Raw genomic sequence first — 16,706 nt, 5'->3', positions numbered from 1 at the left:
TTCCTTATGCCAGAATATTATCAGGTAACATAAGGAACCTCAGACTACCGATCTTTTGTAATTATCACAATACTTTAAATTGGGGGGTAAAAAGCGAATGATTCAGTGTAAACGAGTCTACGAAGAGGCAGAAAAGGAGGACGGCTATCGGGTGCTGGTGGACAGACTCTGGCCTCGCGGCGTAAAAAAAACCGACCTCGCCTGTGATGAATGGTGCAAAACGCTTACACCGTCGAACGCGCTGCGCAAGGCCTTTCATAGCGACACGCTCGACTTTGAACATTTCGGCAAGGCGTATCGGGAAGAGCTGGCACAACATCAGGACGAAGGTTTGCGGCTTGCGGCACTGGCAAAAAAACAGACCGTCACGCTACTCTATGGCGCGAAAAACACGGAGCAAAACCACGCCCTGGTGTTAGCTAACTGGCTGCGCGATCTGTAATCAGCCGAGCATCAGTTCATCGAGCGTCTGGGATGCTTCATCTGGCGTCAGCGGCAGCAGATGTTCCGGACGGACAAAGGCAAAGCCGTGCTGATTATCGACGGCGTAAACGTCCCCGGTCACCAGCCATAGCGCACGATCGGCGGTTGCCGGTAGCTGCGTGACGACCCCATTAACCGGGTTAACAAACTGCATCCCAGGCTGGCACAGGCCAAACAGCTCGACAGATTTTCCGATGTTACGACGGCCGGCCGTCGTACGGGCACCCACGATAATGGCCAGGCTGCCCGGTTTTAACTGAAACATACTTCTCTCGCGGTAAAAGGTGCCAGAAACTGGCTAAGAATAATCCTAAAGAGAAGTGTATCGCAGTCAACCTCCCGTTGTCACCTGGCAGGTTGAGGGTGGTCGCGACGGTAGAGTTCCCATTCGTCGATCGTTTCCCCGCCCGGTAATTTGCACTCGGTGCGTACGCCCTGCGGGCTTTGAATCGGGATCTGCTGCCCCCCTTTTTCCAGGCAGTACACGGAAGCGGGGTTAGCCATGCCGATGGCGTGAGGCGGCTTAGGCGCATCCGGCGGTGTCGTCTTTGCGGTACAGGCGGCGAGGGGTAACGCCAGCGCCAGAAGTAAATATCTCATCATGTTGATCCTTTTGAACTCTTCAAAATCATAAGGGTAACGACTCGTCGTGGTTTTCTCCATGATTTCTCCATCTTAACTGCACTTTTCAACACTATAGTTCGGCTGTTCTCGATATGACCAGAGAACATCATTCCGTAATCAAGATGTCTTTGCCCCGCGCTCAACAACGGGGCTTTTTTTCTCCCCTGCATTCCTCTGCAGAATATATTAAATTTTTTATATTCATGTTTTACTATGGCTGAAGCCGAAAATTTCAGCACAACATACAGATGCAGACGTCTTCTGTATGGGAGTCCACCTACGTCATGTCGGATATTATCCTTGCCCGAGTTTCAGAAACTCTCGCCACCGAGCAATCTCTCGAAAGCCTCGTTCGTCAACTCCTGGAAATGCTGGAGATAGTGACCGAGATGGAGTCGACCTACCTCACGAAGGTCGATATTAATGCGCGATTGCAGCATATCCTCTATGCGCGCAACAGCAAGCAGATGCAGATCCCTGAAGGGCTGAGCGTGCCCTGGGGAGACACGCTCTGTAAGCGCGCTATTGATAGCAATACCTTTTACAGTAGCGAGGCCTCAGAGCGCTGGGCGGATTGCGACGCGGCAAAAGCGCTTGGCATCACCACGTACATGAGTATTCCGATTCATCTTGCAGATGGCTCCCTTTACGGCACCCTGTGCGCCACCAGCACGGAAAAGAAGCAGCTTAGCGAACGCGGTGAGCAGGTCCTTAAACTGTTTGCCGGGCTGATCGCCCAGTACATTCAGAAAGAGTCCTTGGTCGCCCAGCTTCGGGAAGCGAACGCCGCGCTCATCTCGCACTCTTATACCGATGCGCTTACGGGCTTGCCTAACCGCCGGGCGATTTTCGAGGATCTCACCACCCTCTTTTCGCTTGCACGCCACCTCAAACGCAACGCGATGATTGCCTTTATCGACCTTGATGATTTTAAACTTATCAATGACCGCTACGGACATGAGGCTGGCGACCAGTTTCTGATTCAAGTCGGTCAACGGTTGAGCGTTGAAAAGACGCAGGACGATATTATTGGCCGCCTGGGTGGGGACGAGTTTATGGTCGCCTGCCTGAGTAAAAGCGGCGACGAGGGTAAAGAGGCGCAGTTAAACCTGCTGAAAACACGGCTCAGCGCCTGTATCGCCGGCGACTACTGGCTGGGTGACGTCCATATTGTTTACCCGGGCGCAAGCCTCGGCGTGATCGAAGTTGACCCTTCCACCACCGATGCGGACGGCGCGCTACGCTCTGCTGACGTTGCGATGTATCAGGATAAAAAGGGAAAAAGCAAAACACGCTTTGTCACGATGGATTAACCCCGTACACTCTACGGCATAAAGTGAACCGAAACAGGTGATGGCATGAGAATAGGAATCCTCTTTCCGGTCGTTATTTTTATAACGGCGGTGGTATTTTTGACATGGTTTTTTGTCGGCGGTTACGCAGCGCCGGGGGCATAAGTGAGAAAAACAACCATTATTATGCTGATTGTCGCCATCGTAGCCGTTGCCGGTACACAGTTCGGCTGGTGGTAAACGGGCAGTAAAAAGGCCGCCATCCGGCAGCCTTTTTCAACACTTATCAGTTTTAGCTTTTGATTTTTCTGTAGATAAACAGAACAACCAGCGCACCGATGACCGCGACGGCAAAGCTGCCAAAGTTGAAACCATCAACTTTGCCAAAGCCGAACAGCGTACTGATCCAACCACCGACGACCGCGCCGATAATCCCCAGTATAACGGTGACGATAAACCCACCGCCATCTTTGCCCGGCATAATCCACTTCGCCAGGATACCCGCAATCAGCCCAAAGATAATCCAGGATAAAATTCCCATAACTTTCCTCTCTGTATGGTTTTTGTCATTAAATCAACGACACAGAAAAGGATAGCACAGGTTCCAGAAAAGGAAATTTGTGATAAGCATCACACTGCCCGTCTGATGATTTATTAATCACAAAAAAATCACGGCCCACATGAAACGTGGGGTTGCATATTTTGTTGAGAAAGATTATCTTTCTCAACACTGAATAGTTGAGCAAAACACTCAGGTATTCAGTACGACATTGCTCACATTGCTTCCAGTATTTCTTGCCCACTTTTCAGTGGGCTTTTTTTTACCCCTGCACCACCCTCATCTCCCGGGGTTTGGACAACAGCACCTTGATGAAATCGACGTAAGAGACGGGTTTGCCAAAATAGTAGCCCTGCAGCAGGGTTATCTCATTGCGGTTGAGGTAATCCAGCTGCTCTTTCGTTTCAACGCCCTCAGCGACAATGCGTAACGAGAGTTTCTTAGCCAGCTCAATGACGCAGTCCAGCAGGATCGTTGAGTCTTTTTCCCCTGAAACCCTGTTCACAAAGCTTTTATCGATTTTGATGTAATCGATAGCGAGCGCATTCAGGCAGGATAGTCCGGAATAGCCGGTACCAAAATCATCCAGCGCAATCACAAAGCCGGCCTTATGTAACGCATTAAGATTTTCCACCAGATGAGGATTATCAATCAACGGCTCGCGCTCGGTGACTTCCAGAACCAGCTTGACCTTTTTGCCCCCGAAACCTTCCTCAAACACGCTGCAGTCCGCGATAAAAGACGGCGCATTGATATGCCTGGCGCTTATGTTTACCCCAATGTGGAATCCCTCCGGCAGCTTGGGCAAAAGCGGTTGAAGCTGGTTAACCACTTTTGCCATGAGTCCGGTAGTTAATGGAATAATTAAGCCACTGCGTTCTGCAATCGGGATAAACACGTCCGGTGGAATGAAGCCAGATTTGGGGTGCTTCCACCTCGCCAGCACTTCGACACCGTACAGCCCACCGGTATCCCCATTCACTATCGGCTGATAATACGGAACGATTTGCCCGTTCATAATGGCCTTGCGCAGGTCGTCTTCAAAAGAGGTGTTTTTCCCCCGGTAACGGCGGATGAGCACCCCGACCGCCACTGACAGAACAAGGATAAGGAGCATCAGGCTCCACCCTTGCTGCAGCAGGCGCGGCAGGCTGAAAAAGGCGGGAGGCTGCCAGGCCATGCTGAACGGAAAGTAGCGTGACGGCATCATCAACAGTGAGGATTGAGCAGCAGGAGCCCCGGTAATCAGCCCGTTGCGCTGAATCATCCGCCCGCCGACAGCCAAAGCCAGGGCAGTTTCATCCGGCACGCCGGCGAGAACATCGTGAAGATGCGCATCGCTAATGCTGACAATGACCCGTCCTTCCGGGATCGGCATCTGAAAAATCAACACCGGCAGACCGTTCACCGTCAGGCTTCCCGGTAAAAGCATCAGCCGTTCATGGGGGAGACGTTCAGGGTGGACGAGCAGCAGTCCATTCCCCGGCAGAGAAGTGCACACAATTGAATCGTTCTGCTGGATCATGATGGCGCGCAAATGCGGTTTTAATGCAGCTTCGGTGCCTAAATCCAGCTGTCCGGCACGGGTACACCCTAGCGCCGCAACCTCCTGCGCCGTTTTTGCTGCGCTCACCGCTTCAACGAGCATGTTATCAATTTTTCGACTGCTGATGCTGGCAGCATCTGCGCTACTCCGGGTCGCCATATGCCACAGCTGCCAGTTGAGAATAAGCATGCCGGCTAAAAAAAGAATAATGGCGCTTGCCAGGGGAATTATTACGTTGCGCACGATTTTTCCTTAAGAGAAAAAACAAGCGGTTATGACTTGTTGAATTAGACGTTAAAGCTAATTCAGCGCCGCACACTTTACTCTTAAGAGCGTAGTTAAGGTTAATCTTAAATCACTGATACTTTTGTATTAGGCAGCGTTATTGTCAGGCTTGTTCCCTGCCCTGCCTGTGTTAAGATTCTTGAAAACAGGGACCTGACGGGACAACAGGAAAATGAAAAAGATCATTACCGTTGCGATCATTTCAACGCTTCTGGTCATCCTGTCTCTGTTTGCGGTCAATGCGGTGATTACCGGGCAGCAAAAGAATAAGCAGCGTGAGATATCCCATACGCTGCTGCATTACTCGGAGGACTTATCTCAGAGCGTGGCGCTGGCCCTGAAAAGCATTACTACTCAGGGATGCGACAAACGCAGCCTGGATAACTACAGAAAAAGTAAGCTGGAAAGCGCCTATTTTGGCGATGTTGGCTATATCGAAAAAGGAAAAATCGCCTGTACGGCGTTTTGGGGAAAGCTGGCAACTCCCGTCGCTTTGCCTTCCGGGCTGCATCAAACCGAGAATGGTTTTACCCTCGCACAGTTTTCTCAAAGGGATTTTTTTACAGGCAACGCCGCAATTTACAATAGCGTGATTATTTTCACCTCTCGCAATGCCTATGACAAATTCACGCCGGTCACGGCCAGTTACTCGCTCACTTCGACAACAAAAGACTTCGGCAGAACATTTTTCTCCGTCTCACCAGACTTAGAGCAGCGGAGCTGGCTGCAGTCGTCCTTATTCACGCTTACCGTGACGCAGTGCAGCACCCGATGGGATTTGTGCGTTACGGTGAAACATCACGATTCGGGACTGGCATCATTATCTGCCGTCGTATTTATTCTTCTTTGTGCGTTCTTATATTTTATCTGGATTTCCCTGTCGCTCTTTTCCGTTCGGCTCTATGAAGATCGTTTTTCTCTGGAGAGAAAGCTGGTCAGCGCGGTGAAGCACAATACCATAAGCGCGAACTACCAGCCCATTATTCGGGTGCAGGATAAAAAAATCGTGGGTATAGAAGTGCTGTCGCGCTGGCGCGACAATAATCATATGAATGTCTCCCCTGAGCTTTTTATTCCGCTGATAAAAAAAATTGGGCTCTACACTATTTACTATTCCAATATGATTCACAAAGCCCTTTCAGAAATAGGCTCGCTTGCCAGCCAATATCAGCTGGTCATTTCCATCAATGTTGGCAGAACAGAGATTGAAGATGGCCGTTTCATGAGCGTGCTGCGCCGCGCGTGTACGCTCAATAACCTACCCTTATCGCTGATTAAGATCGAGCTGTCGGAAAATGCCGTCTCCAGTGCGGGCATACTCGAAGGGTTCTGCGAAGAGTTAAAAATGGCAGGCGTCAAAATATCCATCGATGATTTTGGCGTGCAAAACTCCAACCTCGCCAGGCTGTCACACCTTCAGTACGACGAGATCAAAATCGACAAGTCGCTGGTGGATGGGATCAGCGAAGATTATAAGCAGAATATCTTTGCTATCTTTAGCGACGCCCTCTCCCGTCTGAACAAAACGCTCGTGTTTGAGGGCGTGGAGAGTGCGGCGCAGTTCAACTTTATTGCTGAACGCTATCCAGACGCGCTGATCCAGGGCTGGTTCTTTTCAAAATCGTTGACCCGAAGCGAACTGGCGGAAGTCCTCGCGGACAACGTTACTCGTTGCCCCACTGATTCAGGAAGTTAGCAACATCGTCAACGCGGTGCGCCTGGATACCCGCTTCCTTAGCCATCTCCAGCTGTGCCTCCTCACTGATTTCCTCATTGTTGCTCAAGCGGGTAATCAGCAGCTGAAAATAGTGCGCCAGCGGATCGCGCTCTGGCTCGCCTACCGGCCGTTCGGTTTCAGAAGCATACTCATCAACGATGTCATAAAATTTTAGCGGGATGGCGTTATTCATGGTGTGTCTCTCGTCTGACGTTCTAATAATGAAGCACGTAGTATATAGAATGGCATAAAAAAACGGGAACCCTTCGGCTCCTGTTCTCGTCTTACACAGCAGGTGGATGACCTATTCGCAATAATCGCGTCGTCAAACTCTCAGCATCTCAGCAACTTAGCTGCCTTCCATACCTTTGACGTCCAGTTCTGCGACTTCAAACCATTCCAGATGGCGCAGCGGTATTTCCTGGTACAGCCATTACTCGCTGATTTTTGTGTAAAAAAATACAAATCTTGCGTTCAATTTTCACCTCATCGCATTATCACTACCACATTGATTAAGTTGAGATATCTTTTGGATTTTGATCACCATTTTCCGCTATAAGCATAAACATTCCTATTGTAAAATAGGCTAGTTCACAGGGGATGAAATCATGGGTATTATCTATATATCATTCACTTAGCATTTTCACGCCATCAATCTTTTTTTTATTTATCGTCAATAGAATCATTTAGGAATTTAGACATTTTGTAATAGCGAAAGGTTATCTTCAATAAAATTGAATTAGAGACTGAAGTTTTTATTACCAATGAATCCCACTATCCCTAAGGGATTTTCACAAGGAAAATAATATCCCCCCGCAGACAAGCACCTATTAATTTTAGTAGTTAGTTAATAATAGACGTTGACTAAAAAAATAGGCGAGTGTAAATTCAACACAGCTGTATATACATACAGCATCATTGCAATTTTTATTCTTCCCCAAAAAGACAATTAAATTTATTTTTAAAATTTCAAATAATTAGAGGGATATAGTTATGGCGTGGACGGGTTTTGGTGGTTCCTGGAATGATGGTGTTCATTCAGGTGGAGATGACTCCGGCAGCATTGGCGGTGGTGGTATCAAATTAGACGGAAAAGGTAACCCGACAGGCACCCGGGCACCTTCAGCATCCGATATTGCGGCTCAATTTAATAGTTTTGGCGGTACTCAGATTAGTCCCTCACAAGTATCTAACATTCGCAGTGATGGCGACGGAGGCTTTCAGGCAAATATCGCTGGTGAGAATCATGGCGTGAGTGTAAACGGATCTAATCTTAATTCGAATGTATCAAGTGGTTTCACCGGCGTTTCGACACCTGCCAGCAATGGTGGGAAAGGTGTAGATGGAGGTGTCAGTAACTGGAATGATGCTGCAAGTTTGGTTAGGAAAGGAACCATTCCATCAAACTTCAAACTGCAAGACGGTAAAATTGGTATCATGACGCCAGTTTACCGTGAAAGCGGTGTAGGCCACGGAACACAAATTGAGGTGTTCACTGGAAAGTATAAATTTGTTGAAGTGCCATCACTGACCAAGGCTTATAACGAAGGCGTAAAAGAGCGTGGTGAGTATGCCGCCGCTGTCAAAATGACGGCTGATTTTTATAAGGAAGTTGGGGCGAAGTATGGTGCACAGCAAGCTGCTATAGCCAAAGAATTGGCGGCGGCAGCTAAAGGGAATGCAATGATGGATGTAAACAAAGCTATTGCTGCGTTTACAAAAAACCAAGCTATCCTGGATGCTAATTTAACAGTGTCCAACCGGACAGCTATTGCTAATGCTTTGGCAGCGACCAACCGAGCTCAAGTTGCAAGTAATTTGAAAATGTTTGGTAAGACATTTGGAATTGTCGGTATTACGATGGATGTTTATGACCTGACTAACTCTCTTGTAAATGCAATCAAAACTGGCGATTGGCGTTCATTTTTCGTAAAAGCAGGTTCAATGATCCTGGCTCATGATGCAGGGATTGTGGCAGCCTGGGCGTTTAGTATTATCCTTGGCACTCCACTCGGTATTTTAGGTTACATCGTAGTTATGACTGCAGTTTCTGCTTTAGTAAATGAAAGCCTGGTAAATAAAACTATAGCTTTACTTTCTAAGTAATATTACACGGCCACTATTTTGTGGCCATTCTTTTTAAAACAAGAATTATAAACATAATTATGCATATGGGTATTGACATAAAGAAAACAAACATATAATACATTGCATATATGCCATTCTTCATGGGCGTTTCTGTATAAAAACCTTTCGTCCAATACTCTTTACTATAATATCTACGAGAAAAATTTTCTAAAAAACCCTTAGCCACTGGGAAAGTAAAGACACTTATAAAACCTATTACAAGAAACAATCTTGCCAATGGATTATCAAAATCGCCCCGTAATACAAATACAAGAACGAGGTACACTAAAAGGCCCCAGTGAATATTTTTCGCGTAATACTTCATGCTCACATCCCATCTCAAAATTCATATTATCCGTTAGTAATAGCCTATCTCGTAACGCGGATATTGCGAAAAATAGTTTGATGTATTATCAGCCATTATACGCGATTTTACTAGTGATAGTAAAATCGCGTGCTGAGTCTTAATTAATGCGCACGGCATCTCACCCTGCCCGATACTTTCTGTCATGGCTTTGACTGGAGGTTTATCTGTGTGGACGTTTTGCACAAGCCCAAACCCGTGAAGAGTATCTAACATACCTAGCCAGTGAAGCCGAGCGCGAAATAGCATATGACCCGGAATCAATTTGTGTTTTTGAACCTGATTATTGAAATAATCAGCTGCATGAGTTTAGTTCTTAAGCAAAGCTTGAAGAGAGAAACATCGTAACCCTCTGTTATTAAAAATTTTTGATAAATTTTTAATAACCATTCAGGAGGTAATAATAAAAACGGGAACCCACTGGCTCCCGTTCTTGTTTAACCCAACTCGTGGATTACATATTCGCGATAATCGCGTCGCCAAACTCTGAGCATTTCAGCAGCTTAGCGCCTTCCATCAGACGTTCGAAGTCATAGGTGACGGTTTTCGCGTTAATCGCGCCTTCCATACCTTTAACGATCAGGTCTGCGGCTTCGAACCATTCCATATGACGCAGCATCATCTCTGCGGACAGGATGATAGAGCCCGGGTTCACTTTGTCCTGGCCCGCATATTTAGGCGCAGTGCCGTGGGTCGCTTCGAACAGGGCGCACTCGTCACCGATGTTCGCGCCCGGAGCGATACCGATACCGCCAACCTGCGCTGCCAGGGCGTCAGAGATGTAGTCACCGTTCAGGTTCATACAGGCGATCACGTCATATTCAGCAGGACGCAGCAGGATCTGCTGCAGGAACGCATCGGCGATCACATCTTTAATGACGATCTCTTTGCCGGTGTTCGGGTTCTTAATCTTCTGCCACGGGCCGCCGTCGATCAGCTCGCCGCCGAACTCTTCGGTCGCCAGCTGGTAGCCCCAGTCTTTGAACGCGCCTTCGGTGAACTTCATGATGTTGCCTTTGTGAACCAGGGTCACAGAGTCGCGATCGTTGGTGATAGCGTATTCGATGGCCGCACGCACCAGACGCTTGGTTCCGTCTTCGGAGCATGGCTTAATGCCGATACCACAATGCTCAGGGAAGCGAATCTTCTTCACGCCCATCTCTTCGCGCAGGAATTTAATCACTTTTTCTGCGTCAGCAGAGTCCGCTTTCCATTCGATACCCGCGTAGATGTCTTCTGAGTTTTCGCGGAAGATAACCATGTCGGTCAGTTCAGGGTGCTTAACCGGGCTTGGAGTACCCTGGTAGTAACGCACCGGGCGCAGGCACACGTACAGATCCAGTTCCTGACGAAGGGCTACGTTCAGGGAACGAATGCCGCCGCCAACTGGCGTGGTCAGCGGGCCTTTAATAGCTACGCGGTAATCGCGGATCAGGTCCAGCGTTTCAGCTGGCAGCCAAACGTCCTGGCCATAAACTTGAGTAGATTTTTCACCGGTGTAAATTTCCATCCAGGAAATTTTACGCTCGCCTTTGTAGGCTTTCTCAACAGCGGCATCAACCACTTTCAGCATTGCCGGGGTAACGTCTACACCGATACCGTCGCCTTCAATGAACGGGATAATCGGGTTGTGAGGAACGTTAATCTTGCCGTTTTGCAGGGTGATCTTTTTACCTTCCGCCGGAACAACTACTTTGCTTTCCATTAACCTCTCCTTCGAGCGCTTCTGGTTGTTACTGATCTTATGTTAATAAATTGTAATGAGCCTTTCGATACTACCTGATTGTCTGCCGCCATGAAAGGTCTTCGTTATTAGGCTATAATGCGGCAATTGATAACGCCTGAAAATACCATGAAGAAAACTTCTTTTAGATGAATCATAGTATTTTGTGCATTTTTCAAGAATCCAATCTGACATCAATTAGTTATACCAGATTCCACACAACAAAAAACCCTGCCAGAGTTAACTAACAGGGTAAATTTTGGTCAAAGTTTGACATCCCTCGATTCAGCAACTAACCATTCTCTCGCACGTTTGGGAAAGTTATCAAAAGTCATGGATGCGCTACGCTGCAACGAGTAATTTATGTCATCGCTTCCTTCTGAGGTTCACATGAAACGCTTTTCCCTGATTGCTCTGGTTCTACTTACTGGTACTGCTTCTGCTGCAACAGAAGGAATCAACTTCAAGTATCAGAAACACTATTCATGTACGTGGCTGTTCACAGGCACACCACAGCAAGCCCCTGACCTTTACACAGCGGTAAATGCTAACTCTGGTGCAATGTCACTACAGCGTCAAGGAGCAGAGGTGTACTACGCTAAGAAAATCACTGAGGATATTTGGGAAGAAATCAATCCTACGCCTGGTCAGGATGCAGAAGATATACGTATCAGAACTGATGGCGTGTTAGATACCTATCAAGGCAATATGAAAATCAGTTCCTGTATCGAAGTGGAGTGACATCAAATGGTGAGTATCATCAAGACTACTGGCAACACCTCTACTGGTTTGCACATGGTTCAGAGAAGCGGGAACAAGTTTAAATTTCGGTGTTGCGTAGACTCCATCAAGCGCCTTGTGTCTGTACCCGTTAAACCTGAACACATGCACTTCTTTACCACCCGTAAAGATGGAGTGTTTCACTCAGACCTGTACGATAGACCGGAACAGTGTGCAGACGAGTTGATTCAGTTCATCTTCAAATGTACTGGAATTAAATGCAGTAGCGAATGAAATGAAAAAAACCTGTCACCAGTATCTCTACCAGTGGGACAGGGTTACGTTTAGCTGAAAAACATTATGAAGTGTGCTCTGACTATCAACCATACCTGATTGCACAGCATCTGGAAAATTACCCAATCCAGAGCGCTCGTCTGTAGAAACATGTTCCAGAGGTTGTGGAAGGTCAACAATAGAAAAGCTAAGTATTCTGCATTCATTGCTATCCAAGATGCGCCTCCAGAATGTAACGCTTGTCAAACGGGTCATAGTGAATCGTCATGGTCTGGAGTTTGTCAGGCATACTGTCAGCAGCTTCAATGAACTTGCACAGAACACCCTTCCCCCTTCCCTGTAGTGACCATTTCAGACTGTGCTTATGCAGCACGTAGCAGGTCACTGGATGTTGCTTGATGAAGTAACTCAACATATGTGCAAAGTAACTTTTCTCAGTGTCATTAAGGGAGTTGTCTTTATCGTCAATTAACAGTTTTACTGTTGCTTGAGTTTCTGGAGAGCAGTATGAATTGTGTCATCCAGAGTAATACAGCAATTATCCATTCAGTTTGTCTCTCCTGATTACCAGATATTCACCGTGGGATGTATGAGGCAACTGGTCACGATAATCAAACTCGGAGAATACTTCGTACTCCTGACAGTCAATTTCCACAATGCCAGCCTCAGACCATGTACGGTCATCCCCTGTGATTAGTTTCGCGTCTGTAAAAAGGATTCTCGTATCAGCCAGCGTTACACCATTTGGTAAAACCTGCTGAGCGTTATTCTTCACAGAACCCTTGATATACGGTTGAGCGTTACCCTTGATTTTGACCGTAACAACGTTGGTATCAGATACCCAATCGCCGTCTTCGTTGTAGTGACCAGCCTTTGCAGATTTACGCTTCACCGTCAGTGTTTGTTTTTTGAGTAGTCGCATTAGTTACACCGCCACACACTCAAGTTCAGTTGTCCAATCGCCTTGACGGTAGCTCAACTGATTTCTGATGGAATTGATACGGTAATCCCCTGCAAGGTCTCCAATGTCGTTCAGGCGCACAAAGTCACCTAACATCAAGCGATCATCGAGCAACACCGTTACAGCCAAACGGGGAAAGGTGAGGTATCATTTCGGCAAATGACATTGTAGAGGTTCGTTCCATGAGTCCTGATGCAATACTACTCGCTAAAGCAATTGTTTCACTCCAGCCGTCACCCGATTATTTGAAGGATTATGTCTTCCCAATAGCATTGGCTTTCTTCTCTGCCCTGCTTGGTGGCATGTCTGCTATCTACATCAACCACAAGCAGGAATTGAAGAACATTACGAAAAGCAATTTTGTTGCAGCCAATGAGACATTCGTTAAGGCGCATGAATGCCTGAACAACCTGGTGGCGATAAAAGCCAATTATAATCACATTGATTTTGACGAACCTCTTTATCGTGCCTTTGCCTATCCAACAATGCTTGTCAAAAAGGATGAGGTGGCATTCAATGCCAGTACGCTTTATTTCATCAGAACGATTCCAACAGCCAATAAACCATTCTTTGTTAAGTTAATATGGGATATAAAACACCGACTGTTCAAAATTAAAGTACAGTCACCACCAACTGATGAACTTATGTATTCATGGCGTAATGTTGTGAGAGTAAGTTCTATGTTCAACAACTACAATCAGATTATGGAATTTCTGGTAGTGAGAAATGGATTGAGTGAAATTGCTAAAGAAAAGGTAAGAACACTTGACCTGTCTGACTTTCAAACCTTTGCAGAATTACCAAAGATACTTGGTCAACAATTATGTGGTGGATTTGTAGACGTAACTGAGCAAGCTATTGCATTGACTGACCATGTGATTATTGAGTTGCATAACTTCTTACTTGAGTTTCCTGCTATTGCCACAAGTAATATCGAGTTAAGTCGAATTAGAGAATGGGGTGGATTACCAACTTATAGTAATAATCAACCGAAATTTCTTAAAACTATACAACCCCTAGCAAAACCAAACTTTGAAAGACTAGCGGTATATGTTGGTATTCCTGTGGATGAAGCCATTCAAAGATATACATACAAAGACTGGAAAAAACCTGAATAATAAAATGTCTGGAGCAATCACTCTCCAGACTTTCATTATTACTCGTCAGTGTTCGGATAATCTGGTTCTACTTCGGGGAACTCCCTGTCATCCATAAATTCCCCACTGGACGGAGCAAGGTTGTAAACTGTAGGCATTGCATCATCTAAACCAAGTATTCTCTCAACATCAGTAATACCTGTGTTTTCTTTGGCAGTGATAACTAACCTCGAACCATCCACATCACCGTAAAGGGGGAAGTTCATCAGTGCATTTCCATTGACCAGTTTGATATGAACTTTATCGAAGAGTGAATCCAGTACGATACGCTCAATATTACGACTGATGACCAGTTGCATTTTCAACCTGTCGCTATAGTCATCATAATTCAAATCTGGAAGTGTATTCTCAGTTCGAACTTCCATCTTGCGACGAACTACCACGAGTTGTCTCTCGTACTCTTCCTTTTCGTTGGCACGTTTGGAGATACGCTCGTTGATACTCTTACGACGAGGTTTATCTTCACGAGGGATTTCTTCTAGGTCATCATAGTAACCTTCGAGGATATTCGTCAGATGGTCAATTTTCGCCTGTAACACTGCAACGGGGTTTTCCTCTGTCCTGACATCCATAGATTTCAGCAGCGGGAACATTCTTGTAATCAGACTCTGTTCAAAGTCGTAGCGTGGTAACGATGGAGCATCACAGTCTTTATCATGATGACCGATACACCGTATTCTTCCCCAATATCCAGGTTTCGCACCATTTAGAAAAACATTACCTTTGCAGTAGCGACACTTTACGAGACCTTTAAACAGGAATACTGTCTCAGGATATTGCTTCTTCTCACGACTACGTACAGCAGGAACATTCAGGTCATTGACGGCATAGAACAGGTCTTTGGTAATCGCTGAGGGGAAGTAGTCTTCTATCTCTTTGTATTTGTCGTTCACTTTGGATGCAGGGAGCACACCGATAACTGAACGACTGTGTAGCAGAGTCCTGATTGAATTTGGTAGCCAACGTTGAGCACCTTTACGCTCATTGAGAACGGGTTCACCTCTGTTAGTCATAGTCTCTGCAATACCCTGATATGTGCGACCAGCAAGGCGCATTTCGAAGATTTCCTTCACCAGTTTCTGCTTTGCGGGGTCAATCTGCATCTTCCCTTTTTGGTCAAGGTAAATCCAGCCTGGTAGATTTCTTGTCACCAACTTCTTACCAAGTTTGGCAAGTTCATAGTTGCGCTCCTTGGAACTGGAGACACGTTCAGATTTGATGTCTGACTCTTCCCTACCACGTTCAGCTACTGCGATGATTTGCATAGCACCAATAAATGTTTTCAAGTCTGAACGCTGGATAACCTGACGGTCAAGAATGCTGTGTACAACACAACCAGTAGAGGTCAATCGACGTAGGATTGCTGTTGCTTCCTCATGCCCTTGTCTGGAAAGTCTGTCTATGGATTCGAGGATAATTGGTGTCCCTTCTGGATAACCACCAGCTTCAACTTCCTCAATCAATCGACCTAACGCACCTGCAAGTAAGTTTTCACCCGTCCAACCTGACAACCCCTTATCCGTGTAGAATTTGACCTCATACACTTTACCGTGATGAGTTTTCTGGTCTTCTACCCATTTATTAATTAGGCTTTTCTGACGATGAATGGTGGAACCTGCACCTTGAAGTTTTGACGAGTAACGCATGTACCCGATAGCAACACACATAGCTTTGAATCTCTCGAATCGCCTTATTGAGGGCATTATATGAGCAATGCCCGTAAATACTATAATGATTCTAAGACACCTTTTAGAAAACACCGGGTTGAGCGATTCAGCTCGCGACAAGCCGCCAAAAAGCCGCAAGAAACCCAGCCAACGCGGGTGATTCTGTTCAATAAACCCTACGATGTTTTGCCGCAGTTCACCGACGAGGCCGGGCGCAGCACGCTGAAGGACTACATCCCCGTTCAGGGCGTCTACGCCGCCGGGCGACTGGACCGCGACAGCGAAGGGCTGCTGGTCTTAACCAACGATGGTGCGTTACAGGCAAAACTCACCCAGCCGGGCAAACGCACCGGGAAAATCTATTTCGTGCAGGTGGAAGGCGAGCCGGACGACGAAACCCTGGCAAAACTCCGCGCCGGGGTCACCTTAAACGACGGTCCAACCCTGCCGGCAGGTATTGAACGCGTGAATGAGCCGGAGTGGCTGTGGCCGCGCAATCCGCCGATTCGCGAACGCAAATCCATTCCGACAAGCTGGCTTAAAATCACCCTTTATGAAGGCCGTAACCGCCAGGTTCGCCGCATGACCGCCCACGTGGGCTTCCCTACCCTGCGCCTGATCCGCTATGCCATGGGCAACTACACGCTGGATTTGCTGGCAAACGGCGAATGGCGCGACGTTGCCCCTTAAGGAGAGAGTATGTTTAAACCTCACGTCACCGTCGCCTGCGTGGTTCACGCGCAGGGCAAATTTCTGGTTGTTGAAGAGAGCATCAACGGTAAGGCGCTGTGGAACCAGCCCGCCGGACATCTTGAAGCCAACGAAACGCTGCTGCAGGCCGCAAAGCGCGAGCTCTGGGAAGAGACGGGGATCCACGCTGAACCGCAGCAATTTATTCGCATGCACCAGTGGATTGCCCCTGACCAGACCCCTTTCCTGCGCTTCCTTTTTGCCGTTGAGCTTAGCGATACGTGCGCCACTGAGCCCCATGATGACGATATCGACCGCTGTCTGTGGGTCACTGCAGACGAGATCCTGAACGCGCCAAACCTGCGCTCGCCGCTGGTTGCGGAAAGCATTCGCTGCTGGCAGTCAGGCACACGCCTGCCGCTTGACGTCATCGGCGAATTTAACTGGCCTTTTACAGAGGGTGCCAATGGTGGGGGGGCGTGATAGAATACGCCGCC

The 16,706-nt window shown here is 47.2% G+C and carries 18 protein-coding genes and 1 pseudogene; 11 read left to right on the top strand and 8 right to left on the bottom strand.

The features are described from left to right. The first annotated feature begins 97 nt into the window (after positions 1-97). Complete coding sequence (locus tag VPX56_RS09165) at positions 98-442, top strand: DUF488 domain-containing protein (RefSeq protein WP_131634337.1); 345 nt, start codon at positions 98-100, stop codon at positions 440-442. Here the strand turns inward: VPX56_RS09165 and VPX56_RS09160 are convergent, their stop codons facing one another. After that, positions 443-748: a hypothetical protein gene (locus VPX56_RS09160; RefSeq protein ID WP_326471258.1), complete on the bottom strand. Its 306-nt coding sequence runs from the start codon at positions 746-748 to the stop codon at positions 443-445. It abuts the gene before it with no gap. Positions 749-828: 80 nt separating this feature from the next. Next, the gene (locus VPX56_RS09155; RefSeq protein WP_131634515.1) at positions 829-1,083 is read right to left on the bottom strand and encodes a putative hemolysin; all 255 of its coding nucleotides are present in this window, start codon (positions 1,081-1,083) and stop codon (positions 829-831) included. Positions 1,084-1,391: 308 nt separating this feature from the next. Here VPX56_RS09155 and VPX56_RS09150 point away from each other — a divergent pair, with 308 nt between their 5' ends. From VPX56_RS09150 to VPX56_RS23015, 3 genes are read left to right on the top strand one after another with little or no spacing between them, the layout of a single operon-like run. Then, the gene (locus VPX56_RS09150) at positions 1,392-2,420 is read left to right on the top strand and encodes a sensor domain-containing diguanylate cyclase (protein WP_326471998.1); all 1,029 of its coding nucleotides are present in this window, start codon (positions 1,392-1,394) and stop codon (positions 2,418-2,420) included. Between the two features lie 45 nt (positions 2,421-2,465). After that, positions 2,466-2,564, top strand: coding sequence for a YoaK family small membrane protein (locus VPX56_RS09145; RefSeq protein WP_049003319.1), 99 nt, complete (start codon positions 2,466-2,468; stop codon positions 2,562-2,564). A gap of 21 nt (positions 2,565-2,585) precedes the next feature. Then, positions 2,586-2,639, top strand: a complete 54-nt coding sequence (locus VPX56_RS23015) for a hypothetical protein (protein ID WP_071890698.1) — start codon at positions 2,586-2,588, stop codon at positions 2,637-2,639. 52 nt (positions 2,640-2,691) lie between these two features. On the opposite strand, the gene VPX56_RS09140 is transcribed toward VPX56_RS23015, so the two are convergent. Further along, positions 2,692-2,940 (bottom strand): GlsB/YeaQ/YmgE family stress response membrane protein, encoded by a 249-nt coding sequence (locus VPX56_RS09140; protein WP_006174788.1) that lies wholly within the window; start codon positions 2,938-2,940, stop codon positions 2,692-2,694. A 280-nt stretch (positions 2,941-3,220) separates the two neighbouring features. Then, positions 3,221-4,747, bottom strand: coding sequence for an EAL domain-containing protein (locus VPX56_RS09135; RefSeq protein WP_326471255.1), 1,527 nt, complete (start codon positions 4,745-4,747; stop codon positions 3,221-3,223). 214 nt (positions 4,748-4,961) lie between these two features. On the opposite strand from VPX56_RS09135, the gene VPX56_RS09130 reads away from it, so the two are divergent. Continuing rightward, positions 4,962-6,485, top strand: a complete 1,524-nt coding sequence (locus VPX56_RS09130; protein WP_326471253.1) for an EAL domain-containing protein — start codon at positions 4,962-4,964, stop codon at positions 6,483-6,485. Here VPX56_RS09130 and VPX56_RS09125 read toward each other — a convergent pair. Continuing rightward, positions 6,454-6,699, bottom strand: a complete 246-nt coding sequence (locus VPX56_RS09125; RefSeq protein WP_326471251.1) for a YmjA family protein — start codon at positions 6,697-6,699, stop codon at positions 6,454-6,456. The genes VPX56_RS09130 and VPX56_RS09125 overlap by 32 nt on opposite strands. Before the next feature lie 800 nt (positions 6,700-7,499). On the opposite strand from VPX56_RS09125, the gene VPX56_RS09120 reads away from it, so the two are divergent. Beyond that, positions 7,500-8,612, top strand: a complete 1,113-nt coding sequence (locus VPX56_RS09120; RefSeq protein WP_263609270.1) for a colicin-like pore-forming protein — start codon at positions 7,500-7,502, stop codon at positions 8,610-8,612. A gap of 552 nt (positions 8,613-9,164) precedes the next feature. Continuing rightward, positions 9,165-9,263 (top strand): annotated as a pseudogene (locus VPX56_RS09115) (SOS response-associated peptidase); the annotation flags it as partial. A gap of 188 nt (positions 9,264-9,451) precedes the next feature. Here VPX56_RS09115 and icd read toward each other — a convergent pair. Next, entirely contained in the window at positions 9,452-10,702 is a 1,251-nt protein-coding gene (gene icd / locus VPX56_RS09110; RefSeq protein ID WP_131634330.1) for an NADP-dependent isocitrate dehydrogenase, read from the bottom strand. A 408-nt stretch (positions 10,703-11,110) separates the two neighbouring features. Here icd and VPX56_RS09105 point away from each other — a divergent pair, with 408 nt between their 5' ends. Beyond that, on the top strand, positions 11,111-11,461 hold the full coding sequence (locus VPX56_RS09105) for a hypothetical protein (RefSeq protein WP_326471248.1): 351 nt from the start codon (positions 11,111-11,113) through the stop codon (positions 11,459-11,461). Positions 11,462-12,272: 811 nt separating this feature from the next. On the opposite strand, the gene VPX56_RS09100 is transcribed toward VPX56_RS09105, so the two are convergent. Further along, a complete protein-coding gene (locus VPX56_RS09100; RefSeq protein ID WP_326471246.1) occupies positions 12,273-12,656 on the bottom strand; it encodes a hypothetical protein in 384 nt (127 codons plus the stop codon). A 221-nt stretch (positions 12,657-12,877) separates the two neighbouring features. Between VPX56_RS09100 and VPX56_RS09095 the strand changes: the two genes are divergently transcribed. Further along, positions 12,878-13,813, top strand: a complete 936-nt coding sequence (locus tag VPX56_RS09095) for a hypothetical protein (RefSeq protein ID WP_326471244.1) — start codon at positions 12,878-12,880, stop codon at positions 13,811-13,813. A 38-nt stretch (positions 13,814-13,851) separates the two neighbouring features. On the opposite strand, the gene VPX56_RS09090 is transcribed toward VPX56_RS09095, so the two are convergent. After that, positions 13,852-15,519, bottom strand: coding sequence for a recombinase family protein (locus tag VPX56_RS09090; RefSeq protein WP_326471242.1), 1,668 nt, complete (start codon positions 15,517-15,519; stop codon positions 13,852-13,854). Between the two features lie 39 nt (positions 15,520-15,558). Here VPX56_RS09090 and rluE point away from each other — a divergent pair, with 39 nt between their 5' ends. Together rluE and VPX56_RS09080 are read left to right on the top strand one after the other, a co-directional pair. Next, positions 15,559-16,209 carry a 23S rRNA pseudouridine(2457) synthase RluE gene (rluE, locus tag VPX56_RS09085; protein ID WP_326471240.1) on the top strand — a complete coding sequence of 217 codons (651 nt, stop codon included), beginning with the start codon at positions 15,559-15,561 and terminating at the stop codon, positions 16,207-16,209. Positions 16,210-16,218: 9 nt separating this feature from the next. After that, on the top strand, positions 16,219-16,692 hold the full coding sequence (locus VPX56_RS09080) for an NUDIX hydrolase (protein ID WP_326471238.1): 474 nt from the start codon (positions 16,219-16,221) through the stop codon (positions 16,690-16,692). Positions 16,693-16,706: the final 14 nt, after the last annotated feature.

The sequence above is a fragment of the Enterobacter wuhouensis genome, from assembly GCF_035835995.1.
Taxonomy (GTDB): Bacteria; Pseudomonadota; Gammaproteobacteria; order Enterobacterales; family Enterobacteriaceae; genus Enterobacter; species Enterobacter wuhouensis.
Note: the sequence above shows the minus strand (reverse complement) of the source record. Positions and strands in the feature narration are given on the sequence as shown.

Excerpts from the sequence above, each read along its gene's own strand:
- icd (WP_131634330.1), bottom strand. The coding sequence starts at position 10,702 with ATGGAAAGCAAAGTAGTTGTTCCGGCGGAAGGTAAAAAGATCACCCTG.
- VPX56_RS09165 (WP_131634337.1), top strand. The coding sequence starts at position 98 with ATGATTCAGTGTAAACGAGTCTACGAAGAGGCAGAAAAGGAGGACGGC.
- VPX56_RS09100 (WP_326471246.1), bottom strand. The coding sequence starts at position 12,656 with ATGCGACTACTCAAAAAACAAACACTGACGGTGAAGCGTAAATCTGCA.
- VPX56_RS09080 (WP_326471238.1), top strand. The coding sequence starts at position 16,219 with ATGTTTAAACCTCACGTCACCGTCGCCTGCGTGGTTCACGCGCAGGGC.
- VPX56_RS09090 (WP_326471242.1), bottom strand. The coding sequence starts at position 15,519 with ATGTGTGTTGCTATCGGGTACATGCGTTACTCGTCAAAACTTCAAGGT.
- rluE (WP_326471240.1), top strand. The coding sequence starts at position 15,559 with ATGAGCAATGCCCGTAAATACTATAATGATTCTAAGACACCTTTTAGA.
- VPX56_RS09145 (WP_049003319.1), top strand. The coding sequence starts at position 2,466 with ATGAGAATAGGAATCCTCTTTCCGGTCGTTATTTTTATAACGGCGGTG.
- VPX56_RS09095 (WP_326471244.1), top strand. The coding sequence starts at position 12,878 with ATGAGTCCTGATGCAATACTACTCGCTAAAGCAATTGTTTCACTCCAG.
- VPX56_RS09130 (WP_326471253.1), top strand. The coding sequence starts at position 4,962 with ATGAAAAAGATCATTACCGTTGCGATCATTTCAACGCTTCTGGTCATC.
- VPX56_RS09150 (WP_326471998.1), top strand. The coding sequence starts at position 1,392 with ATGTCGGATATTATCCTTGCCCGAGTTTCAGAAACTCTCGCCACCGAG.
- VPX56_RS09155 (WP_131634515.1), bottom strand. The coding sequence starts at position 1,083 with ATGAGATATTTACTTCTGGCGCTGGCGTTACCCCTCGCCGCCTGTACC.
- VPX56_RS09140 (WP_006174788.1), bottom strand. The coding sequence starts at position 2,940 with ATGGGAATTTTATCCTGGATTATCTTTGGGCTGATTGCGGGTATCCTG.
- VPX56_RS09120 (WP_263609270.1), top strand. The coding sequence starts at position 7,500 with ATGGCGTGGACGGGTTTTGGTGGTTCCTGGAATGATGGTGTTCATTCA.
- VPX56_RS09125 (WP_326471251.1), bottom strand. The coding sequence starts at position 6,699 with ATGAATAACGCCATCCCGCTAAAATTTTATGACATCGTTGATGAGTAT.
- VPX56_RS09105 (WP_326471248.1), top strand. The coding sequence starts at position 11,111 with ATGAAACGCTTTTCCCTGATTGCTCTGGTTCTACTTACTGGTACTGCT.
- VPX56_RS09160 (WP_326471258.1), bottom strand. The coding sequence starts at position 748 with ATGTTTCAGTTAAAACCGGGCAGCCTGGCCATTATCGTGGGTGCCCGT.